Here is a 21,005-nt window from a genome sequence, read left to right on the forward strand (position 1 = left end):
AAGCGACGGTTCGACCCGTGTGACCTTGGCGAGATAGATGTTGCCAGCTAGCTGGCGTTTGTTTTCCGATTCAAAGTCGAATTCCTCGACCTTGTTTCCGTCCACCACCACGACGCGGGTTTCCTCCGCGTGGGTGGCATCGATAAGCATTTTCTTAGCCATTTATGTCCGTTGCACGACAAAGGCCGCCGCGCCCCGGGGGGTGCGAGCGTGCGTTGGTCGTGTCTTTTTCGAGCGATAGCCAACGCGCGGAAGGCCCGACCGGATCGGGTCTTGCTGTGGAACGTCGATGTTCTCGCGCGCGTCATCGCGGTTCTTCTCCAGGGCTGCGGGACCTCGGCCCCCTGCCCCCGTTCATGTGCCGCATCGTCCCTTGGGATGTGCCGGCGTCTCGTGATCCCGTCGGGATCCAATCGGTTGCCCTGCGACCCGTCTGGCGGGCCCGAGGCAGCGAAACTCTGGAATGGTCCACAAATGGTGGATCATCACTCCTAGATAAAGGTTGAGGGCGGGTAAACACAATGGGGAATATTGCAGCGGGCGAAATTCGCCCGCCGCCGGAACGGTCCACAACCCGGATTTGCATGGAAATCGGGCGACGACCGCGTGGCGAAAGCCGTCCGATCCCGGACGGGAAGGATCAGGCCGAAAAGTTGGGCTGGCCGTTCGAGGCCGAAAGCCCGCCATCGACGGGCAGGACCACGCCGTTGACAAAGCCCGCGTCGGCGGAGGCGAGGAAGGCGATGACGCTGGCGATATCCTCGGGTTCGGCGCCGCGGCCCATGGGGATACGGTCGGTGAACCGCGCCATCAGGTCGTCGTTGTCGCGGATGCCCGAGGACATGTCCGTGCGCGTCAGCGAGGGGGCCACGGCATTGACGCGGATATCCGGTGCCAGATCCAGCGCCATGGCGCGGGTCATGTTGCTGACCGCGCCCTTGGAGGCGTTGTAGCCGAACATCGACCAGTCGCCGCCCAGCCCCGACACCGAAGAGGTGTTGACGATGCAGGCACCATCGGCCTTTTTCAGTTCCGGCAGGGCCGCGGTCACGCAATTGAAGATGCCGCCCACGTTGATGCGCATCTGGGCGTCGAAATCCTCGTGACTCAGCTCGCCGGGCACGCCGCCCCGGGCGATGCCGGCGTTGTTCACAAGGCAGGTCAGGCCTCCGAAACTCTCGACGGCCTCGGTGACCAGCCGCTCGGCATCGTCGGGCTTGGAGACGTCACCTTCTACGACCCGGACACCCATTTCGGGCAACTCGCCCGCGACGGCGTCAAGCTTGTCGTGGGTGCGGCCGTTGAGAACGACGTTCCAGCCGTCCTCGGCAAAGCGTTTGGCGGTGGCGGCGCCGATGCCGGAGCCGGCGCCGGTGATGATGGCGGTGCGGGTCATGGGGGTCTCCTCGTCTGTTGACAGGAGAACGCCCCGGTGACGCGCCTTGTTCCTGCCCGCTCAGAGGTAATCCGAGCGTTGCAGGCCGTATTTCGCCATCTTCTCGTTCAGGGTCCGGCGCGGCAGGCAAAGCTCGTCCATGACGGACGCGATGGAGCCCTTGTGGCGGCGCATGGTGTTGTCGATCAGCATCCGCTCGAAGGCTTCCACGTATTCCTTGAGCGGCTTGCCCTCGGTCGTCATCACCGGCTGCATATCCTGGTGGTCGGACATCAGGAGAGAGGCGATCGTGCCAGAGCCCCGGCGCGATTGCAGAACGGCGCGTTCGGCGATGTTGATGAGTTGCCGCACGTTGCCCGGCCAGGGCGCCTGCAAGAGCTGCGCGGCTTCCTGTGCGCTGACCTGAGGCGCCTCGCAGCCGTAATCGTCGGCGAAGGCGTCGGAGAAGCGGGTGAAAAGCGTCAGGATATCCTCGCCCCGCTGGCGCAGGGGCGGCACGGTGATGCGCAGCGCGCCGAGGCGATAGAAGAGGTCCGAGCGCAGCGCGTCCTCGCAGGTGCGGTCCTGTTCCTGCATGTTGGAAATGGCCACCACGCGGGTCTCGGGCGGCGTGCCTTCCTCGTTGACGAAGGTCAGCAGCTTGGCCTGCGCGGCCTCGCTCAGTTTCTCGATATCCTCCAGCACCAGCGTGCCGCCGCGGGCCTCTTCCACCGCAGGCAGGCGCGTGTCCTCGGGCTGCATCGGGCCGAAGAGCCGCTTCATCAGCGCGTCTTCTTCCATCCCCGAGCAGGAGATCAGCACGAATTTCTTGCCCGCGCGGGCGCCGACGGCGTGCAGGGCGTGGGCCACCAGCGTCTTGCCGGTGCCGGTTTCGCCTTCGATTAGGACGTGGCCGTCAGCCTGGCCCAGGTCGAGGATGTCTTCCTTAAGGCGCTCCATGACGGGCGAGGCGCCGATGAGTTTCTTCATCAGCTGGCCGCCATCGGACAGTTCGCGCCGAAGCGCACGGCTGTCCAGCACCATGCGGCGGGCGTTGGTGGCACGCTTGGCCAACTCGTTCATCCGGTCGGGGTTGAACGGCTTTTCGAGGAAATCGTAGGCCCCCACGCGCATCGCCTCGACCGCCATGGGCACGTCGCCGTGGCCGGTGATCATGATCACGGGAAGCGAGCTGTCGCTGCCCATCAGCTTTTTCAGGAACTGCATCCCGTCCATGCCGGGCATCTTGATGTCCGTCACCACGATGCCGGGATAATCCGGCCCCAGCACCTTGAGCGCCTCTTCGGCGCTTGGAAACGCCTCGGTGTCGTAGCCAGAAAGCGCCAGCCACTGGCTGATCGACTGGCGCATGTCCTTTTCGTCATCGACGATGGCAATTTTCATGGCGGTCGGCATGTCCTTTTACTCCGCTGCTCTTGTCGCGTCCGTTTGGGCGTCTTCGGTCAATATGGGCAGCTGCATTTCGAATACAGCCCCCCCGTTGGCGGCGTTGCGCGCCGTCAGACGGCCGCCGAGGTCGTTTACGATACCCGAGGAAATGGCAAGTCCCAAGCCGACACCGTCGCCGGGCTGCTTGGTGGTGTAGAAAGGCTCGAACAGGTTGTCGATATCGGCGATGCCCGAGCCATTGTCGCGCACGGTCAGAACGGCCGTTTCGCCCGCGGCAAGCAGGATGTCGATGCGGGCCTCGGCCTCGTTTTGCGTGGCGTCCATGGCGTTGCGCAGAAGATTGATGATGACCTGCTCGATGCGCACCCGGTCGCCCATGACCCAGACCGCGTCCTCGGGCATGGTGCGGGTGATATCGACCTTGCGTTCGCGCAGCTGCGGCTCCATCATCGCAAGCGCCGAATAGATCGCATCGCCCATGTTTACAGGCTGAAAGCGGTTGCCGTCCTGCCGGGCGTAGGATTTCAGCTGCTTGGTGATCGCGCCCATCCGCTCGATCAGGTCGTCGATGCGCTGGAACGAGCTGACGGCCTCTTCGGGGCGGTTGCGCGACAGCAGAAGGCGGGCGCCGGCAAGGTAGGTCTTCATCGCCGCCAAGGGCTGGTTCAGCTCGTGTGACACCGCCGCCGACATCTCGCCCAGGACGGCCAGCTTGGAGCTTTGCTGAAGCGTCTGTTCGGCCACGGCGAGGTTCTCCTGCACCCTTTGGCGCTCGGCAATTTCCCGCTGCAGGCGGGCGTTCAATGCGCGAAGCTCCGCCGACTCGCGTTGGAAAAGCGAGGCGCGCGCCGCCGTTTTGCGGTTGAGGAAATAGAAGGCCAGCGCCAAGAGGATGGCGAAGATCATGATTTCCAGCGCCAGCACGCCGTTCACCTTGTCGCGCACCGAGGCGTAGGTGGTGAAGGACGCGATGCGCCAGCCGCGGAAGGCCACGCGCCCCTCGACGCGCATCACCGCCTCGCCCTCGACATAGGCGTCGGGCGGCAGGCTGGACCAGTCGGTGGTGGCCTGGATGGCGCGGAAGATGGCGGAACTGGGTGGCTCGCGCGTCAGGGCGTCCTGCTCGGTCAACCCGCGCCAGCGCGGCTCGGTCGCCAGGATGATGCGGCCCTGCGAGTCGGTGACCAGCACGGCGTCGGAAATGCCGGCCCAAGCGCGTTCGAACTTTTGCAGGTTGATCTCGACCACGATCATGCCCGCAAGCGTCTGGTTGCTGTCCACGCGCCGGGAATAGAAAAAGCGGAAGGCGCCGGTTTCGTCCTGCACGATGGTGAAAATGTTGTCGCGGCTGCGCAGGGTGTCGACGAAGTAAGGCGCGTCGCGGGCAGATTGGCCGATCCGCGCGCGGTCGGTGGCGGCCACGACGCGGCCGTCGGAATCCAGCAAGGTCAGCGAGGCGGCCTCGATCTCTTCGTTGAAGGTGATAAGGCGTTGGGAGGATTGAGTAAAGTTTCCCGCGTCAAGCGCGCTGATCAACGCGGGGTCTCGCGCCAGAAGCTGCGGCACGATGGCGTTCTGGCGCAACTCGGACAGCAGGTTGCCGGAATAGAGCGCAAGGCGCAGTTCGGCCCGGTTGCGGGTGTTCTCGGTAAACCGGTCGGTCAGCAGGCTGTTGGTGACGGCGACGACCCCGATGGCCAGCGCCACCAGCGTCAAAAGCGCCAGCCGCGCCCGCCAGCCCAGCGTGCGCCCGCTTCTGTCCTCGCGTGAAAAGAACCCCCTGGCCATGCTTCAGATTACGCTGTCGCCCGGGGCGGAACAAGAGCGGTCCATGGGGGCCGACGGCGGGTTGCCGCCGGGGCGCGGATCAGGCTGTTTCGAGGCTGCCGACAAGGCTGGAAAAGAGCGTCGCGCCTTCGGTGTTGCCGTGGGTTTCCTCGGCCATGCGCTCGGGGTGGGGCATCATGCCCAGCACCCGGCGGTTGTCGGACAGGATGCCGGCGATGTCCTGCTGCGAGCCGTTGGGGTTTTCCACGTACCGGAAGGCGACGCGATCCTCGTCATTGAGCCGCGCAAGCGTGTCGTCGTCGGCGTAGTAATTGCCGTCGTGATGCGCGATGGGGATGGTGATCGTGGTGCCCGCGTTATAGCCCGATGTATAGGCGGAATTCGATGTTTCCACTTTCAGATCAAGGGCTTTGCAGACATACTTCAGCCCGGAATTGCGCAACAGAACCCCCGGCAACAGGCCGGTTTCCGTCAGCACCTGAAAGCCGTTGCAGATGCCCAGGACGTAGCCGCCCTTGTCCGCGTGCGCCTTGACCGACTGGCAGATGGGCGAGTTGGCGGCGATCGCGCCGCAGCGCAGGTAGTCACCGAAGGAAAACCCGCCGGGTACGCCGATCACGTCGACGCCGCCGGGCATTTCGGTGTCCTTGTGCCAGACCATCGAGACCTTTGCGCCCGCGTTCTCGAACGCGACCTTCATGTCACGGTCGCAATTGGAGCCGGGAAAGACGATGACGGCGGCGTGCATCAGGCGATCTCCACCGAATAGGATTCGATCACGGTGTTCGCCAGAAGCTTTTCGCACATCTCGGTCACGGTCTCTTTCGCCTTGCCCGGATCGGTCTCGGTCAGGTCCAGTTCGATGATCTTGCCCTGGCGCACGCCCTCGACCCCGTCGAAGCCCAGCGACCCCAGCGCGTGGCGCACGGCCTCGCCCTGAGGGTCCAGCACTCCGTTTTTCAGCATGACGTGTACGCGTGCTTTCATGGGGTCGGCGTCCTTTTAGTTGATCAGCGTCGGTTTGGTCACGGGCGGGTTGGTCTTGGGCATGACGCCCAGGCGTTTGGCCACCTCGGTATAGGCGTCGGTGAGACTGCCGAGGTCGCGGCGGAAGACGTCCTTGTCGAGCTTCTGGCCGGTCTCGATGTCCCACAGCCGGCAGCTGTCGGGCGAGATTTCGTCGGCGACGATCAGGCGCATGAAATCGCCGTCATAGACGCGGCCGATCTCGATCTTGAAATCCACCAGCTTGATGCCGACGCCATACATGACCCCGGCGAGAAAATCGTTCACGCGCAGGGCGAGCGACAGGATATCGTCCATGTCCTGCTGGGTGGCCCAGCCGAAGGCGGCGATATGTTCCTCTGTGACCAGCGGATCGCCCAGGGCGTCGTCCTTCAGGCAGTATTCCACGATCGGTCGCGGCAGCTGCGTGCCTTCATCCATGCCCAGCCGCTTGGCCATCGACCCGGCGGCATAGTTGCGCACGATCACTTCCAGCGGGATGATCTCGCAGGCGCGGACCAGCTGTTCGCGCATGTTGATCCGCTTCATGAAGTGGTTGGGGATGCCGACATTCGTCAGGCCGGTCATGAAGTATTCCGAGAGCATGTTGTTCAGCACGCCCTTGCCTTCGATCACATCGCGTTTTTCCGCGTTGAAGGCGGTGGCGTCGTCCTTGAAATACTGCACGATGGTGCCCGGTTCGGGACCTTCGAACAGGGTCTTCGCCTTGCCTTCGTAGATTTTCTTGCGCCGCGCCATGGGCTCTCTTTCATCTGGGGCCGCGTGTGGGGGACTCGCGGCATCTGGCGTTCTCATAGTCTATGCGGCGAAATGGGGCAAGAAGCCCTTAGGCCCTTGCGTCCGCACAGGGTTGCGGCCATATCTGGGGCGACCGAAATACCTGCCCGGGGAGAGCCTGATGAGCACCTTCGACGATCGTGAAAACGCGTTTGAGAACAAGTATGCCCACGACGAGGAAATGAAATTCAAGGCCGAGGCGCGGCGCAACAAGCTGTTGGGCCTGTGGGCCGCGGAAATCCTGGGCAAGACGGGCTCTGATGCGGACGCCTATGCCAAGGAGGTCGTGCTGTCGGATTTCGAGGAGGCGGGCCACGAGGACGTGGTGCGCAAGGTCGCAGGCGATCTGGGCGACATGGCCGATGCCGACACGATCCGCTCGAAGATGGACGAGCTGTTGCGCGTGGCGCAGGAGCAGCTGATGAAGGAAACCTGAGAGCGCGTGGGTTTTCACCCACCCTACAGGTGCGCGGGGGCGATCTGCCCCCGGTAATCTTTCGACAATTTGATCTGTTAAACCGCCGGTAACGCCGCGCCGCTAGCCTTCGGCCGATATGGTCTAGGGAAGGACGGTGCTGCATGTCATCACGGGTGTTGCGGGTCGCGTGGCCTGGCGCGGCGGGCTGGGTGCGTCTTGCCCTGCCGTTCTGCGTAGGCGCGGTCTGCATCTGGGTCCTGCTGGGGCAGATCGACGAGGGCGCCTTTGCCGGGCTGGGTCTGGTCATGGCACAGCTTTCGGCCTGGCAATGGGCGGGCGCGGTGCTGGCCACCTTGGTCAGCTTTGCGGCGCTGGGCCAGTATGACGTGATCCTGCACAAGCATTTGCGCACCGATATTCCCGCGCGGCAGGCGCGGATCAGCGGGGCGGCGGCCATCGCCATCGGGCAGACCGTTGGGCTGGGCGTGATCTCGGGCGCGCTGGTGCGCTGGCGGCTTTTGCCGGGGCTGAGCCTAGTGCAGGCTTTGAAACTGGCGACCGGCGTGGCGGTGACGTTTCTGATCGGGCTGAGTTTCGCGCTGGGCCTCGTGACGCTGCTGTGGCCGTCGGACGTGTTGCCGGGCGCCCTGCCCTTCCTGCTGCTTTTGCTGTTTTGTGTCAGCGGGATACTGGTCTTTCTTCATCCCCGCATCCACTTGCGGGCGCTGAGCTTGCGGATGCCCAGCCTATGCGCTTTGGGTGCCATCGCGGGGCTGACCCTGGTCGACACGGTCTTTGCCGGGATCGCGCTGTGGTGCCTGATGCCCGAGACGGTCGGGCTGTCATTGGCCGCGCTTGTCCCGGTCTACATGATCGCGCTTGGCGCGGCACTCTTGAGCGGGACGCCGGGTGGGCTGGGGCCGTTCGAACTGGTGCTGGTGGCCTTGCTGCCGCAGGTGCCCGATACCGAGCTTTTATGCGCCATCGTGGCGTTCCGGCTGGTCTATTACGCCCTGCCGGCGGTGCTGGCCGGGATCCTGCTGATCCGGCCCCTTTCGGACGGTGTGCGCCCCGGCACGATCAAGCGCGCCTTGCATGAGTCCGATCTTGCCGGGCCGGCGCAGGCCGAGGCGGGGCTGTGCCGCCAAAGCGGCGCGGAAGTGCTGGCGTTGGGCACGCTGCGCCTGCCGGTGATCCGGCCCGGGCAGACTCTTTGTATGCTGTTCGGGCCGCTGGCGGCGCCCGGCGCGGCCGGGCCGCGCAACGCTCTGGCGCTGATCCGAAGTCATGCCACGCGTGAATCGCTGATTCCTCTCGTCTACAAGGCCGATGCCCGGCTCGCCGCAACCGCCAGGGCCCTGGGCTGGCACGCGCTGCACGTGGCCGACGACATGATCCTGACCCCCGCCGGGTTCAGCACCGAGGGCAGCGCCTTTCGCCAGCTCAGGCGCAAGCTGCGCCGGGCCGCGCAGTCCGGCGTGACGGTGGCGCGCGGCACCGCGCTGCCCTGGGGCGCGCTGCGCGATATCGACGCCGCCTGGCAGGCGCGGCAGGGCACGGCGCGGGGCATGACCATGGGCCGGTTCTGTCCCGCCTACCTGAGCCACCAGGCGGTGTTCCTGGCCCGGCGCGACGGCCGGGTCGTCGGGTTCGCCAGCTTTCACACCGGGCGGCGCGATTGGTGCCTGGACCTGATGCGGGCGGACGATGACGCGCCCGAAGGCACGATGCACGCGCTGGTCGCCGCCGCCGTGGACGCGGCGCGGGAGGCGGGCATCGCGCAGCTGTCGCTGGCCGCCCTGCCCCCGGTGCACGGCCCGATGGCGCGGCTGGCGGCGCGGCTCGCCCCCGCGGAGGGCCTGGCGCAGTTCAAGAGCAGCTTTGCCGCCCGGCGGGTGCCGCGCTATGCCCTGGCGCGCAGCCGGATCGGATTGTGGCTGGGCCTGCTGGACCTTTGGCTGGCCATCCGCCGCCCCGCCGCACGTTCCGGAAGAGATACGCGCCCTGCGGAGCCTGATTTCCCGACACAGGAAGATGATGAAGATTATGGGTTTGCGCGCGCACGGAATGTATGAGATTTCCTGCCCTGACCGAACAAGGATCAGGGCATGACCAACGCATTGAGCAAGATGATCGCCGAACGGGAGTGGATCCTGGCGGACGGGGCCACGGGCACCAACCTCTTCAACATGGGGCTGAGTTCCGGCGACGCGCCCGAGATGTGGAACGTCGAGCATCCCGACCGGATCGAGAAGCTTTACGCCATGGCCGTGGATGCTGGCAGCGACCTGTTCCTGACCAACTCGTTCGGCGGCAACGCCGCGCGGCTGAAGCTGCACGGCGCGCAGAAGCGGGCGCGCGAACTGAGCCGCATCTCGGCCGAGATCGGGCGCGAGGTGGCCGACCGCCGCGACCGCCCTGTGATCGTGGCCGGCTCGGTCGGCCCCACTGGCGAGATCATGGCGCCGATGGGCAGCATGACGCACGAGCTGGCGGTGGAAATCTTTCACGAGCAGGCCGAGGGCTTGAAGGAGGGCGGCGCCGACGTTCTGTGGCTGGAGACGATCAGCGCCCCCGAGGAATACAAGGCCGCTGCCGAGGCGTTCAAGCTGGCCGACATGCCGTGGTGCGGCACGATGAGTTTCGACACCGCCGGGCGCACGATGATGGGCCTGACCTCGGCCGACATGGCGGTGATGGTCGAAAAGCTGGATCACAAGCCGCTGGCCTTCGGCGCCAATTGCGGTGTGGGCGCATCGGACCTGATGCGCACCGTGCTGGGCTTTGTCGCGCAAGGCACCGAGCGGCCCATTGTCGCCAAGGGCAACGCGGGCATCCCGAAATACGTCGATGGGCATATCCATTACAACGGCACGCCGGACCTGATGGCCGACTATGCCGTGCTGGCGCGGGATGCGGGCGCGACGATCATCGGCGGCTGCTGCGGCACCATGCCGGAACACCTGTCGAAGATGCGCGACGCGCTGGAGACGCGGCCCCGCGGCGAACGCCCGACGCTGGAGCAGATCACCGATGCGCTGGGCGCGTTTTCCTCGGCCGTCGACGGCACCGAGGACGCGGGCGACGACACGCCCCAGCCGACGCGGCGCAACCGGCGGCGGCGCGGCTGAGCCACGCGCCCGGCCCGGGCACCCGGCGCACTGCACCGGCGAACGCGATCCGCGCCACCCGGCACTGGACAGCCAGCGGGCGGCTTGGCAAGACTGAACCGCGCAGGCGCTCTTGCGCGCAGGCTCTCTTGCAAGGACAGGAACATGCTGGTCACGGATATCCGCGTCACCCCTTTGGCGCTGCCGCTGAAGCGCCCCTATGTCTGGTCGCAGGGCGTCGAGACGCGGTTTCACGTCAACCTTGTCGAGCTGATCGGAGAGGACGGCGCGATCGGCGTGGGCGAGACCACGACCGCGCCCGATGCCGCGGCCCAGGCGATGGTCCTGCGCAAGCTGGGGCGGCATTTCATCGGCCGCCCGGTGTTCGAGGCGCGGCAGATCATGGCCGAGGCGTACCGCGCCAATTTTTTGGCCTTCGGCGGCAACATGCCCCGCTATGCCAACCAGCTGATGAGCGGGCTCGACATGGCGGCGCTGGATTTGCAGGGACAGGCCACCGGGCGCCCGGTCTGGGATCTGCTGGGCGGTGCGGTGCGGGCGAATGTGGGCTATTTCTATTTCCTGCAGGGCGAGACGGTCGAGGAGCTGGCCGCCGATGCCCGGGCCGCGGTGGCGGCCGGAAACCCGGTGATCTACCTGAAAGTCGGGATCGAGCCGGAGCGCGATATCGCCGCCACACGGGCCGTGCGCGCGGCCATCGGCGACACGCGCCTGCGGCTGGACGCGAACGAGGCGTGGGACCCGGGCCTGGCGCTGCGGATGCTGACCCGCCTGGCGGAGTTCGACATCGAATATATCGAACAGCCCACGCCCTCGACCGCGATCGAGGCGCTGGGTCAGGTCGCGCGGCAAAGCCCGATTGCCATCGGCGCCGACCAGTCGGTGTTCACGCTGAACGAGGTCTACCGCGCGGTCAGTGGCGGCCACGCTCACATGATCGCCATCGGCCCGCGCGAGATCGGGGGCGTGCAGCCGATGATCAAGGCCGCCGCCATCGCCGAGGCGGCGGGGCTGAAGATCTGCATCCATTCCTCGATGACGACGGGCATCAGCACGGTGGCCGAACACCACGCCGCGCGCGCGATCCCGAACCTGGACGACGGCAACCAGATCATGTGGCAATTGCTGGAAGAGGACGTGCTGGACCGCCCCGGCGTGGCCCCGGTGAAGGGCCGGCTGGCGCTGGAGGGCAAGCCGGGGCTCGGGACCGTCCTGGATCGCGACGTCATCGGGCGTGCGGCGGAGCGGTTCGAGGCGGAACAGGCGTAGGGTGGGTGAAAACCCACGCCCCTAGCCCGCCGGGATTTCGGCCGCTGCCTTTGCGTCGCGATAAAGCTCGGTCAGGATGGCGGCGCCGAAGATCACCTGCAATGTGAAGCAGAGCTGAATGAGTGCCAGATAGCCGACACTGTAACGGTAGGGATCATAAGACCCTTCGGACGGAATATGCCCGAAGATCCAAGTCTCGGGCAGCAGGTCATAGGCCCAGAACGCCGGCCCCCAGAGAAGCAGCGTGCCGATCATGGCCAGCACCGCGCAGACCAGCACCGCCGGTTCAAGCCGCGCGGTCAGCGCCCATGACGCCAGCCGCTTTTCCCGCGGCGCTCGAACGGCGAGATGCGGCAGGCTGAGCGCGAGGCGGAAGAAGAGCCAGGTTAAAAGCCAGATGCAGAGCGCGCTCACCAGCAGGCCGGTCACGCTGAATTGGTCGAAAACGAACTCTTGGCCGACCAGCCACCGTGTCAGGGTGCCGGCCGGAAGGCAGCAATATTCGAACGCGATCACGGGAAGGAAGATCAGGACCAGCAGGATCGCCACGAAAATCCCCAGCACGACCCACTCGACACCGTATTTCGCCATGCGGCCGGGTGTGGGGCGTGGGCCGATCAGCCCGGGCGCCTCGTCCAGCAGGCGAAAGCGGTGCCAGCCCACCGCGACCATCGCCACAAAGAGAACGTCGGCAAGTGTCACAAGGACCGTTGCTAGCGGCGCTTCGGGATTGAAGCCCAGTTCGATAAGTACCTCGAGCGCAAGTCGCACCAGGCTCGGTCCTGCGACGATGCGCAAGGCCGTCCCTGGTGCGGAAAGAACCGCGCGGAGCGCGTCGAGAAAAACCGTCAAACCGTTACGCATGGCGTCCGCCCCGATCCCTTCGCCGTCGCCATACCGGCCCGGTCCGACTGCGCACAGTCAGGTTTTCATGACCCTGTCCGGCGCAGACAAGGCTTGACTCAGGCGCGCAGCTTTTCGCCCTTGGGATCGAAGGGCGGCTCGTGCAGGATACGCGCCTTGTGCGGGCGGCCCAGCACCATGACCTGAACGTCGTCGCCGGGTTTGACCGTGCCGGACTTGACGTAGCCAAGGGCGAGGCTCATGCCGACGGTATAGCCATAGGTTCCGGAGGTGACGCGGCCCACGGGCTTGCCATTCGCGTCGCGGATCGGCTCGCCCCCTGTGGCGTCGGCGTTGGAGGCATGGGTGTCTTCCTCATCGATATGGATCAGCACCAGTTCCTCGCGCGTGGGCTCGGCCATGGCCTTTTCCGCCGCCGCCTTGTTGAGAAACTCCTTGTCCATCTTGCAGAGCGGTTTGAAGCCGACCTCGTGCGGGAAATACTCGGGGCTGTATTCGCGGCTCCACGAGCCATAGCCCTTCTCGACCCGCATGGACATGAGCGCACGGGCCCCAACGGGACCAGCGTTGAACTCTTTGCCTGCTTCTAGCAGCGCTTTGTAGAGCTTTTCCTGGTCCTCGGTCTTGCAGTGCAGCTCCCACCCCAGATCTCCGGTAAAGCTGACCCGCAGCGCGAGGCATTCGACGCCCGCGATGTCGATCATCTTGGAGCGCATGAAGGGGAAATCCTCGGTGGCGAGGCTTTCGTTGGTCAGGCGTTGCAGCATCTCGCGCGATTTCGGCCCGGCGACGTTGAAGCCGCACATGGCCTCGGTCTTGGACTCAAACGTGGTGCCTTCGGGCAGCGGGACCATGTCGAAGAACCGCTTGTGATAGCGTTCGGCCATGCCCGACGAGACGACCCAGAATTCATCCTCGGCCACGCGCGTGACGGTCGCGTCTCCCGCGATGCCGCCGCGCACGCCGATGAGCGGCGTCAGGCAGGACCGGCCCACGGATTTGGGCATCCGGTTGGCGAAGACGGCGTTCAGCCACTCCTCGGCCCCCGGCCCCTTGACGTGGTACTTGGCGAAGTTCGAAATGTCGATGATGCCCGCGCGGTCGCGCAGCATCTTGCATTCCTCGCCCACCGGTGCCCACCAGTTCTGGCGGATGAAGCCGTTGGTGTCTTTCGTGCCGGGTTCATCGGCGAACCATTGCGGGTGTTCCCAGCCGTAGTTCAGGCCAAAGACCGCGCCCATCTCTTTCTGCATTTCGTAGACCGGTCGCGTGCGGAGCGGACGGCCCGCCGCGCGTTCCTCGTTGGGATAATGGATGGCGAAGCGGTGGGCATAGACATCCTCGACCTTCGCCTTGACGAACTTGCGGTCGTTGGCCCAAAGGCCGAAACGCGCAATGTCCCAGGCGAACATGTCGTATTTCATCTCGCCCTCGACGATCCACTGGCTGACCATCAGGCCCATGCCTGCGGACTGCGAAAAGCCGGGGATGATGCCGCCGACCATGAAGTAATTCTTCAGCTCCGGCACCGGGCCCAGGATCACGTTGCTGTCAGGCGACCAGATCATCGGGCCGTTGATGACCCGCTTGATCCCCGCCTCGGCGGCGACCGGCACGCGGTCCATCGCGCGCATCACGTTTTCCATGATGCGTTCCAGGTCGTCGGGAAAAAGGTCGTGGGCAAAGTCGAGCGGCGTGCCGTCCTCGGCCCAGAAGCGCATGTCGCGCTCGTAGGCGCCGATCAGCAGGCCCTTGCCCTCTTGCCGCAGGTAGTATTCGCCGTCGCGGTCGGCGACGGATGGCAGGCGGCGATCCATGCCGTCGATCTCGGCGATGGTCTCAGTGACGAAATACTGGTGTTCGGTGGGTTGCAGCGGCACCTCGATGCCGGCCAGTTTGGCCACTTCGCGGCCCCAGAGGCCGGCGCAGTTGATGACCCATTGCGTGTGGATCTCGCCCTTGGGAGTCTCGACCACCCACGTGCCATCGGGTTGCGGGATCGTGGCTGTGACAGGCGTGAAGCGGTGGATCTCCGCGCCGCGCTGGCGGGCGCCCACGGCATAGGCGTTGGTCACGCCCGAGGGGTCGACGTTGCCGCCGTCGGGTTCCCACATGATGCAGCGGATGCCGTCGAAATTCACGAGCGGGTGCTTTTCCTCGGCCTCTTCGCGGGTGATCTCGTGGAAATTCATGCCGTAAAGCTGCGCCTTGGCGGCTTGCAGTTTCAGCTGATGCTCGCGGTTTTCGGTCTGCGCGAGGTACAGCGAGCCGGGCTGGAAGACGCCGCAGCTTTGGCCGGTTTCCTCTTCCAGGCTGTTATAGAGGTTCATCGTGTAGTGCTGAAGGCGGCTGATATTGGCGCTGTCGTGCAGGCCGTGGATGTTGGCCGCCGCGTGCCAGGTCGAGCCGGAGGTCAGCTCGTCGCGTTCCAGCAGCACCACGTCTGTCCATCCCAGCTTGGTCAGGTGATAGAGCACCGAGCATCCGATGACGCCCCCTCCGATGACAACGGCCTGTGCGTGAGTCTTCATCTGGTCTTCCTATCTGGCTGTTTTGCGGCACACTGCCCCAGCGGGGCCGCGCGCGTGTGTCGGTTCCCGACATCATCGGTCGTGTGAGGGCATTTTGTCATGTCGTTTCCGACAGGGGGTTTCGGTTTGCGGCAGGGTTTGTCGATCAGGATCGTCACGCGCGGAATCGAGGCGCAGCACGCTGCGCCGCCGCGCGATCGCCAGACCGCCCCCCGGTCTGGCGATTGGCTCACGTTGGCGCTTCGATCGCAGGTTTCGCGGATGTGGTTGACATAAAGCCCTCAAAACATTTTGTCGGTCGCCAGCCCGCGGTCTGGCAATCGCTCGGCACCACTTTACGACAAAACCCGTCGCAAACGGACATGCCGCCCGACCGCAGTCATACAGTCTGGTCGCAACAGCGGACGGAAAGGAATCCCCATGAAAACCACCACCCGAGTGGCCGTGATCGGCGGCGGCGTTGTCGGATGCAGCGTGCTTTACCACCTGACGAAACTGGGCTGGTCGGATGTCATGCTGATCGAACGCTCGGACCTGACCTCGGGGTCAACGTGGCACGCCGCCGGGGGGTTTCACACGCTCAACGGCGATACCAACATGGCGGCGCTTCAGGGCTATACCATCAAGCTTTACAAGGAGTTGGAAGAGATCACCGGCATGTCCTGCGGGCTGCACCACGTGGGCGGCGTGACGCTGGCCGACAACAAGGATCGGTTCGACATGCTGTTGGCCGAGCGGGCCAAGCATCGCTACATGGGGCTGGAGACCGAGATCGTGGGGCCCGAGGAGGTGCGCAAGATCGCGCCGGTCACCAATACCGACGGCATCATCGGGGCGCTTTACGATCCTTTGGACGGGCATCTGGATCCGTCGGGTACGACCCATGCCTATGCCAAGGCCGCGCGGATGGGCGGCGCCACGATAGAGACGCATTGCAAGGTGTTGGAAACGAACCAAAAACCGGATGGTACGTGGGAGGTGGTGACCGACAAGGGGACCATCCTGGCCGAGCATGTGGTCAACGCAGGCGGCCTCTGGGCGCGGGAGGTGGGCGCGATGGCCGGTGTCTACGTGCCGATCTACCCGATGGAGCACCAGTACCTGGTGACCGAGGAAGTGCCAGAGATCGCCGCCATCATCGACGCGGGCGGAGAGCATCCGCACGTGATGGACCCCGCCGGCGAAAGCTATCTGCGGCAGGAGGGGCGCGGGCTGTGCATCGGGTTCTACGAACAGCCCTGCCGCGCCTGGGCGGTGGACGGCACGCCGTGGGAGTTTGGCCATGAACTATTGCCCGACGACTTTGACAAGATCGAAAAATCCATTGATTTCGCATACAAACGTTTCCCCGCGCTGGAACGCGCCGGGGTGAAATCGGTCATCCATGGCCCGTTCACCTTTGCGCCCGACGGCAACCCGCTGGTCGGCCCGGTGCCGGGCCTGCGCAACTACTGGTCGGCCTGCGGCGTGATGGCGGGGTTCAGCCAGGGCGGCGGCGTCGGCCTGATGCTGGCGCAGTGGATGGTCGAAGGGGAATGCGAGCGGGACGTGAGCGCGATGGACGTGGCCCGCTATGGCGACTGGATCACGCCCGGCTATACCCTGCCCAAGGTGATCGAGAACTACCAGAAACGGTTTTCCGTCAGCTATCCGAACGAGGAACTGCCCGCCGCGCGCCCCTTCCGTACGACGCCCATGTACGACATCTTTGACGGAATGGGCGCGGTCTGGGGGCACCAGTTCGGGCTGGAGGTCGTGAACTATTTTGCCCAAGGCGACGAGCCGCGGTTCGAGACACCCAGTTTCCGCCGCTCGAATGCCTGGGAGGCCACGGCGCGCGAGGTGAAGGCCGTGCGGCAAGGTGTTGGAATCAATGAGGTTCACAATTTCGGCAAGTACCTGGTGACCGGCCCCGGCGCGCGCGACTGGCTGGACCGGATCATGGCAGGCCGCATCCCAAAACCGGGTCGGATCAGCCTGACGCCGATGCTGTCGCACGCAGGAAGGCTGATCGGAGATTTCACGGTGTCCTGCCTGTCGGATGAGGCGTTCCAGCTGACCGCGTCCTATGGCGCACAGGCCTTTCACATGCGGTGGTTTCAGCAGAACGCGGCGGACGGCGCGATGGTCGAGAATATCTCGGACCGGCTGAACGGGTTCCAGATCGCGGGGCCGAAATCGCGCGACCTGCTGGCGGCCTGCACGCGAGCGGATATCTCGGACATGGCGTTCATGGACCTGCGGCAGATCACCGTGGGCATGGTCGATTGCCTGGTGCAGCGGGTCAGCTATACCGGCGACCTGGGCTTCGAGATCTATTGCGATCCGATGGCGCAGCGGGCGCTGTGGGACGAATTATGGAGCAAGGGCAAGGACTTCGGCCTCAAACCTTTCGGGATGCGGGCGATGATGTCGTTGCGGCTGGACCGGTTCTTCGGCTCGTGGCTGTCGGAGTTTTCGCCCGATTACACGCCGGGCGAGACCGGGATGGATCGCTTCATCAGCTTCGGGAAGAACGCCGATTTCATCGGGCGCGCGGCGGCCGAGGCAGAGCGGGCCGAAGGAGCGAAACGCGCGCTGGTGGCGTTCGAGGTGGCGGCAACGGATGCGGATGTGAACGCCTATGAGCCCGTGTGGATCGACGGGACCGTGCAAGGCTTTTGCACCTCGGGCGGCTATTCGCACCATGCGGGTAAATCCATCGCGCTGGCGTTGATCCCTGCCGGCCATGCCACGCCGGGGCTGGAGGCCGAGATCGAGATCCTGGGCGAGATGTGCGCGGCGAAAGTGATCACCGAGCATCTGTTTGACCCCGACATGAGCCGGATGCGAGGGTAAGGCGGGATCAACCACGAAAGGCCCGGCACTGGTGACACTGGGGATCGTTCTGCCCGCCGCGGGCGCGTCGTCGCGGATGCGCGGGCGCGACAAACTGTTGGAGACAGTGGATGGCACGCCGCTTTTGCTGCGGCAAACCCGGCGGGCATTAACCTTGGGTTTACCTGTTCTTGTTACGCTGCCAAATGAGACCGATATGCGTGCGGCCAGTCTCAAGCCGGCGCTGGCGGGGCTTGACACGCGAGCCGTTCCCGATGCGGCAAGCGGGATCAGCGCGTCGCTGCGCGTGGCGGCGCATTGGGCGATGGAACAGGGCATGGATGGGTTGATGATCGTGCTACCCGACATGCCCGACCTGACGGCAGAGGATATGCAGGCGGTTGCGGCGCTGCACGCGGACCATCCGCGCGAAGTGATCCGGGCGACGGATGCGCAAGGGCGGTTCGGGCATCCGACGCTTTTGCCCGCCCGGCTGTTGCCGGCGTTGATCACGCTTGGCGGCGATACCGGAGCGCGCGAGGTGATCGCGCGAGAGACGGTGCGCCCCTGCCCCCTGGACGGGCCAAGGGCCACGCTGGATCTGGATACGCCCGAGGCCTGGGCGGCGTGGCGCGCGGCGAAAGGCTAGCGCAGCGCCTGATCCACCAGCAGCTTCGCCTCATGCGCCTTGAGCGACAGGCGGGCCGCCTGATACTCGTCCAGCCCCTCCTGCGTGGCGAGATCAGGGAATAGCGCGAGGATTTCATCGCGGCTGTCCTTGCTGACGCCGCGCATCGAATAATCGCCGGGCTGGAAGCTTTCGGACCAGGCCGCGTCGGCCAGGATCACCTCGTGATGGTCGAACATCAGGTGGATATAGCTGACCGTGTCGGTGACAGCGCGGTCGACGCCTTTCAGGCCGGTCAGGTGCTTGGCGGCGATCAGAACCTCGCGTTCGCCGAACATCACCTCGGCCAGTTCATTGGCCAGAAGCATCCGGTGGTTCGGGCTGACCAGCATGTCGCGGTCGGGCATCTCGGCCCCCAGCGCGCCCTTGCGGATCAGGATCGGCTGGAAGTTCGGCATCTTGGCCAGCTCCGCCGCGCCCAGATCGCGCCGGCCGATCCAGCGAATCTCGCGGATGCCGTTGTCGCGGGTGAATACACGGTCGCCGGGGCGCAGCGTCTCGACCGCGCGGGTGCCGTGCGGCGTGGCGATCTGCGCGCCGGGCGTGAAACAGACGATCAGCTCTTCGATGTCGGAATAGTTGATGTTGGCCGTTTCGCTGCCGCGCTGAAGCTGGATCTGGCCGTTGAATCCCGGGTTGCCGTTGGTTTCCGGGTTGCGGACGAAGTTCGTGACCTGCCAGCCTGCGTCGCGCAGCGGCGTGATGTCGAGCGTGTCGAAATCGTCGCCGGACGAGTCGCCGTTCACGGTGGTGTTGTTGACACCCGAGGTGCCCAGCTGGTTGATGACGAAGGTGTCGTGGTCGGCGCCGCCGTTCAGAATGTCGTTGTCGCCGCCGCCGAAGATCGTGTCGTTGCCCGCGCCGCCATCCACGGTGTCGCTGCCGGCGCCGGCGTCGATCTCGTCATTGCCGCCCTGCCCGAAAATCGCGTCATTGCCGGTACCGCCCAAGATGGTGTCGTCACCTTCCTCGAAGGGCGTGACTACCGGGTCGTCGATCAGGTCGCCCGACAGGGAAAAGCCGGACTGGCCCGAGCGGGTTTCGAGGGTGAATTCGATGAATTCGCGGTTTTCGAACGAGGCCGAGAACCACGCGTCCTGGTCCGAAGGATCGTTGGTTTCGGTGCCCGCGGCGTTGACCACGCCACCAGAGGTGGTGACATTCAGCGATGTGTCGCCGGAAGTCGAGAAATCGGTAAAGCTGCCGGCGTCGATGGTGACGGATTCCTGGTCGCCGGGGCTGTTGCGGTCGATGTCGTTCCAGGTGGCGACGGAATTAAGCGCGACGTTCTGGCCCGTGGCCGGGTTGAAAAATTCCAGCCGGAATGTCGCGGTTTCGCCCACGTCGCGCGCGTCGAAGTCGCCGTTCAGAAGAATTTCCAGTCCCTTGCCGCCGGACAGGTCCACCGAGAGCCCATTGTCGGACTTGCCCGTCAGGATCAGGCGGGCGGAAATCGAGGTTCCGTCTTCGAGCGTGGCCACGTTCTTGTAGACCGCCACATCCCCGACCTTGGCGTTGTTGTTGCCCCTCGAGCTGTCCGAGACGAGGTTGTCGATATCCAGCACCAGCGGCGAGGCATCGGAGCCGAGTGCGGTGCCTACGCCGGCGTCCCCGAACAGAACGTCATTGCCCGAGCCGCCGTCGATGATATCGCTGCCGCCTTCACCGGAAATACGGTCGTTACCCCCAAAGCCGTTGATGGTGTCGGGATCGTTCGTGCCCTGCAACGTGTCGTTGCCGGACGTGCCGGGAATGGTTGCCAAGGCAGTGGCCTTTCTGAACGCACTGGCGGACCTCCCCCGAGATGCGCCGCATTACTGACAAATTTTAGACTTGATTAGTTCGCTATTAGCGATGATTGACCTAAAATTCGAATGATTTTCTCGGGCAAACGCGACAATTGCCCGATTACGCAGCGTCACCTAGCGGCGTCTGTTTCCAAAATCAGAACATTCATGACGAAAATCGTCTTTTGCTCACACGAATGCCGCGCAGTGGCCCGCAAAACCCGCGTTGATAGAACGACCCGGCGTGACCGCCCGGTTACCGCGCGATCATGCGCACCTCGTCAGAGCTCAGGCAGCGGCGCACCTGCTGGTACGTGTCGCGTGAGGTGTACCCTTCCAGTTTTGGAAAAAGCTCTCGGATCTCTTCCTGCCCCTGCCGTCCCAGGCCGCTTATCGCCCGCGGGCCAAGTTGCAGGCTTTCGGTCCACAGCACATCCGACATGATCAGTTCATGCCGTTCGAACAGCAGGTGAATGTAACTGACCTCTTGGGTCTGGATACGATCCACACCGCGAATACACATCAGATCCCTGGCGGCGACTAGCACCTCCTTGTGGCCGAACTCGGACGCGGCCCTGTTGCTGCGAATAAGAATACGGTGATTGGGGCTGACCAGGATGTCGCGGTTCGGGACGCCGGTGTCGATCGCGTCCTTGCGGATCAGGATCGGCTGAAGATACGGCAAGAGCGACAGCTCTTCGGAGCGCAGATCCTGACGGCCGACCCAGATGAGCCTCTGATAGGCGTTGTCGCGGGTGATGACCTTTTCGTCGCCGCGCAGGTCCTCGACACGGATCATGCCCTTTGAGGTGGCGATCTGCGTGCCCGGCGTGAAACAGATCATCGCCTTTTCGATATTGTCGATGCTGAGTGTCATGGCCTCGTCGCCGCGCCGCAGACGCACAAGCCCGGTAAACCCCACCGAGGGCTGGGCGGGATGATCAGGGGAGAGGCCGGCAATACTCCAGCCATGGGCGATCAGGCGTGACAGTTCAGAGGTCTCGTGGCGCAGAACCCGGTGCGTCGTCTCATTCCGCTCGACCGCTGCGCCGGTGGCGTCGGTGCAGAGGCTCTGGCGATTGAGAAAGTGATCGAGTCCCAAGATCTTGGACACCTGACGTCTC

At 64.8% G+C, this 21,005-nt stretch carries 16 protein-coding genes; 6 read left to right on the top strand and 10 right to left on the bottom strand.

Annotation, left to right across the window (positions count from 1 at the left end; translation table 11 throughout):
- Positions 1-640: 640 nt before the first annotated feature.
- The 6 genes from XM53_RS20885 to purC form a co-directional block, all read right to left on the bottom strand.
- The gene (locus XM53_RS20885; protein WP_057796745.1) at positions 641-1,396 is read right to left on the bottom strand and encodes an SDR family NAD(P)-dependent oxidoreductase; all 756 of its coding nucleotides are present in this window, start codon (positions 1,394-1,396) and stop codon (positions 641-643) included.
- Positions 1,397-1,456: 60 nt separating this feature from the next.
- Positions 1,457-2,791: a sigma-54-dependent transcriptional regulator gene (locus tag XM53_RS20890; RefSeq protein ID WP_057796746.1), complete on the bottom strand. Its 1,335-nt coding sequence runs from the start codon at positions 2,789-2,791 to the stop codon at positions 1,457-1,459.
- A 6-nt stretch (positions 2,792-2,797) separates the two neighbouring features.
- Positions 2,798-4,573: a sensor histidine kinase gene (locus tag XM53_RS20895; protein ID WP_057796747.1), complete on the bottom strand. Its 1,776-nt coding sequence runs from the start codon at positions 4,571-4,573 to the stop codon at positions 2,798-2,800.
- Between the two features lie 79 nt (positions 4,574-4,652).
- A complete protein-coding gene (purQ, locus tag XM53_RS20900; protein ID WP_057796748.1) occupies positions 4,653-5,321 on the bottom strand; it encodes a phosphoribosylformylglycinamidine synthase subunit PurQ in 669 nt (222 codons plus the stop codon).
- Positions 5,321-5,560 carry a phosphoribosylformylglycinamidine synthase subunit PurS gene (purS, locus tag XM53_RS20905; RefSeq protein ID WP_057796749.1) on the bottom strand — a complete coding sequence of 80 codons (240 nt, stop codon included), beginning with the start codon at positions 5,558-5,560 and terminating at the stop codon, positions 5,321-5,323. Before purS ends, purQ begins: the two co-directional genes overlap by 1 nt.
- A gap of 15 nt (positions 5,561-5,575) precedes the next feature.
- Positions 5,576-6,337 (bottom strand): phosphoribosylaminoimidazolesuccinocarboxamide synthase, encoded by a 762-nt coding sequence (gene purC, locus XM53_RS20910; RefSeq protein WP_057796750.1) that lies wholly within the window; start codon positions 6,335-6,337, stop codon positions 5,576-5,578.
- A 160-nt stretch (positions 6,338-6,497) separates the two neighbouring features.
- Here purC and XM53_RS20915 point away from each other — a divergent pair, with 160 nt between their 5' ends.
- The 4 genes from XM53_RS20915 (at position 6,498) to XM53_RS20930 (ending at position 11,194) form a co-directional block, all read left to right on the top strand.
- Positions 6,498-6,812 (top strand): DUF1476 domain-containing protein, encoded by a 315-nt coding sequence (locus tag XM53_RS20915; protein WP_057796751.1) that lies wholly within the window; start codon positions 6,498-6,500, stop codon positions 6,810-6,812.
- A 143-nt stretch (positions 6,813-6,955) separates the two neighbouring features.
- Positions 6,956-8,869, top strand: a complete 1,914-nt coding sequence (locus XM53_RS20920; RefSeq protein WP_057796752.1) for a phosphatidylglycerol lysyltransferase domain-containing protein — start codon at positions 6,956-6,958, stop codon at positions 8,867-8,869.
- Positions 8,870-8,902: 33 nt separating this feature from the next.
- Positions 8,903-9,925 (top strand): betaine--homocysteine S-methyltransferase, encoded by a 1,023-nt coding sequence (gene bmt, locus XM53_RS20925; protein ID WP_057796753.1) that lies wholly within the window; start codon positions 8,903-8,905, stop codon positions 9,923-9,925.
- Positions 9,926-10,069: 144 nt separating this feature from the next.
- Positions 10,070-11,194: a mandelate racemase/muconate lactonizing enzyme family protein gene (locus XM53_RS20930; protein ID WP_057796754.1), complete on the top strand. Its 1,125-nt coding sequence runs from the start codon at positions 10,070-10,072 to the stop codon at positions 11,192-11,194.
- 21 nt (positions 11,195-11,215) lie between these two features.
- Here XM53_RS20930 and XM53_RS20935 read toward each other — a convergent pair whose 3' ends face one another.
- Positions 11,216-12,058, bottom strand: coding sequence for a hypothetical protein (locus XM53_RS20935; protein ID WP_057796755.1), 843 nt, complete (start codon positions 12,056-12,058; stop codon positions 11,216-11,218).
- Between the two features lie 98 nt (positions 12,059-12,156).
- Positions 12,157-14,589, bottom strand: a complete 2,433-nt coding sequence (locus XM53_RS20940) for a GcvT family protein (protein WP_057796756.1) — start codon at positions 14,587-14,589, stop codon at positions 12,157-12,159.
- A 420-nt stretch (positions 14,590-15,009) separates the two neighbouring features.
- On the opposite strand from XM53_RS20940, the gene XM53_RS20945 reads away from it, so the two are divergent.
- Together XM53_RS20945 and XM53_RS20950 are read left to right on the top strand one after the other, a co-directional pair.
- Positions 15,010-17,427 (top strand): GcvT family protein, encoded by a 2,418-nt coding sequence (locus XM53_RS20945; RefSeq protein ID WP_057796757.1) that lies wholly within the window; start codon positions 15,010-15,012, stop codon positions 17,425-17,427.
- Between the two features lie 31 nt (positions 17,428-17,458).
- Positions 17,459-18,055, top strand: a complete 597-nt coding sequence (locus XM53_RS20950; RefSeq protein WP_328586700.1) for a nucleotidyltransferase family protein — start codon at positions 17,459-17,461, stop codon at positions 18,053-18,055.
- Here the strand turns inward: XM53_RS20950 and XM53_RS20955 are convergent.
- On the bottom strand, positions 18,052-19,857 hold the full coding sequence (locus tag XM53_RS20955) for a Hint domain-containing protein (protein WP_057796758.1): 1,806 nt from the start codon (positions 19,855-19,857) through the stop codon (positions 18,052-18,054). The genes XM53_RS20950 and XM53_RS20955 overlap by 4 nt on opposite strands.
- A 280-nt stretch (positions 19,858-20,137) precedes the next feature.
- Positions 20,138-20,995 (bottom strand): Hint domain-containing protein, encoded by an 858-nt coding sequence (locus XM53_RS20960; protein WP_057796759.1) that lies wholly within the window; start codon positions 20,993-20,995, stop codon positions 20,138-20,140.
- Between the last annotated feature and the right edge of the window lie 10 nt (positions 20,996-21,005).

The sequence above is a fragment of the Roseovarius atlanticus genome, from assembly GCF_001441615.1.
Classification (GTDB): domain Bacteria; phylum Pseudomonadota; class Alphaproteobacteria; order Rhodobacterales; family Rhodobacteraceae; genus Roseovarius; species Roseovarius atlanticus.

Bases quoted from the DNA above. Each gene is read 5' to 3' on its own strand.
- XM53_RS20885 (WP_057796745.1), bottom strand. From the start codon at position 1,396: ATGACCCGCACCGCCATCATCACCGGCGCCGGCTCCGGCATCGGCGCC.
- XM53_RS20890 (WP_057796746.1), bottom strand. From the start codon at position 2,791: ATGCCGACCGCCATGAAAATTGCCATCGTCGATGACGAAAAGGACATG.
- XM53_RS20895 (WP_057796747.1), bottom strand. From the start codon at position 4,573: ATGGCCAGGGGGTTCTTTTCACGCGAGGACAGAAGCGGGCGCACGCTG.
- purQ (WP_057796748.1), bottom strand. From the start codon at position 5,321: ATGCACGCCGCCGTCATCGTCTTTCCCGGCTCCAATTGCGACCGTGAC.
- purS (WP_057796749.1), bottom strand. From the start codon at position 5,560: ATGAAAGCACGCGTACACGTCATGCTGAAAAACGGAGTGCTGGACCCT.
- purC (WP_057796750.1), bottom strand. From the start codon at position 6,337: ATGGCGCGGCGCAAGAAAATCTACGAAGGCAAGGCGAAGACCCTGTTC.
- XM53_RS20915 (WP_057796751.1), top strand. From the start codon at position 6,498: ATGAGCACCTTCGACGATCGTGAAAACGCGTTTGAGAACAAGTATGCC.
- XM53_RS20920 (WP_057796752.1), top strand. From the start codon at position 6,956: ATGTCATCACGGGTGTTGCGGGTCGCGTGGCCTGGCGCGGCGGGCTGG.
- bmt (WP_057796753.1), top strand. From the start codon at position 8,903: ATGACCAACGCATTGAGCAAGATGATCGCCGAACGGGAGTGGATCCTG.
- XM53_RS20930 (WP_057796754.1), top strand. From the start codon at position 10,070: ATGCTGGTCACGGATATCCGCGTCACCCCTTTGGCGCTGCCGCTGAAG.
- XM53_RS20935 (WP_057796755.1), bottom strand. From the start codon at position 12,058: ATGCGTAACGGTTTGACGGTTTTTCTCGACGCGCTCCGCGCGGTTCTT.
- XM53_RS20940 (WP_057796756.1), bottom strand. From the start codon at position 14,589: ATGAAGACTCACGCACAGGCCGTTGTCATCGGAGGGGGCGTCATCGGA.
- XM53_RS20945 (WP_057796757.1), top strand. From the start codon at position 15,010: ATGAAAACCACCACCCGAGTGGCCGTGATCGGCGGCGGCGTTGTCGGA.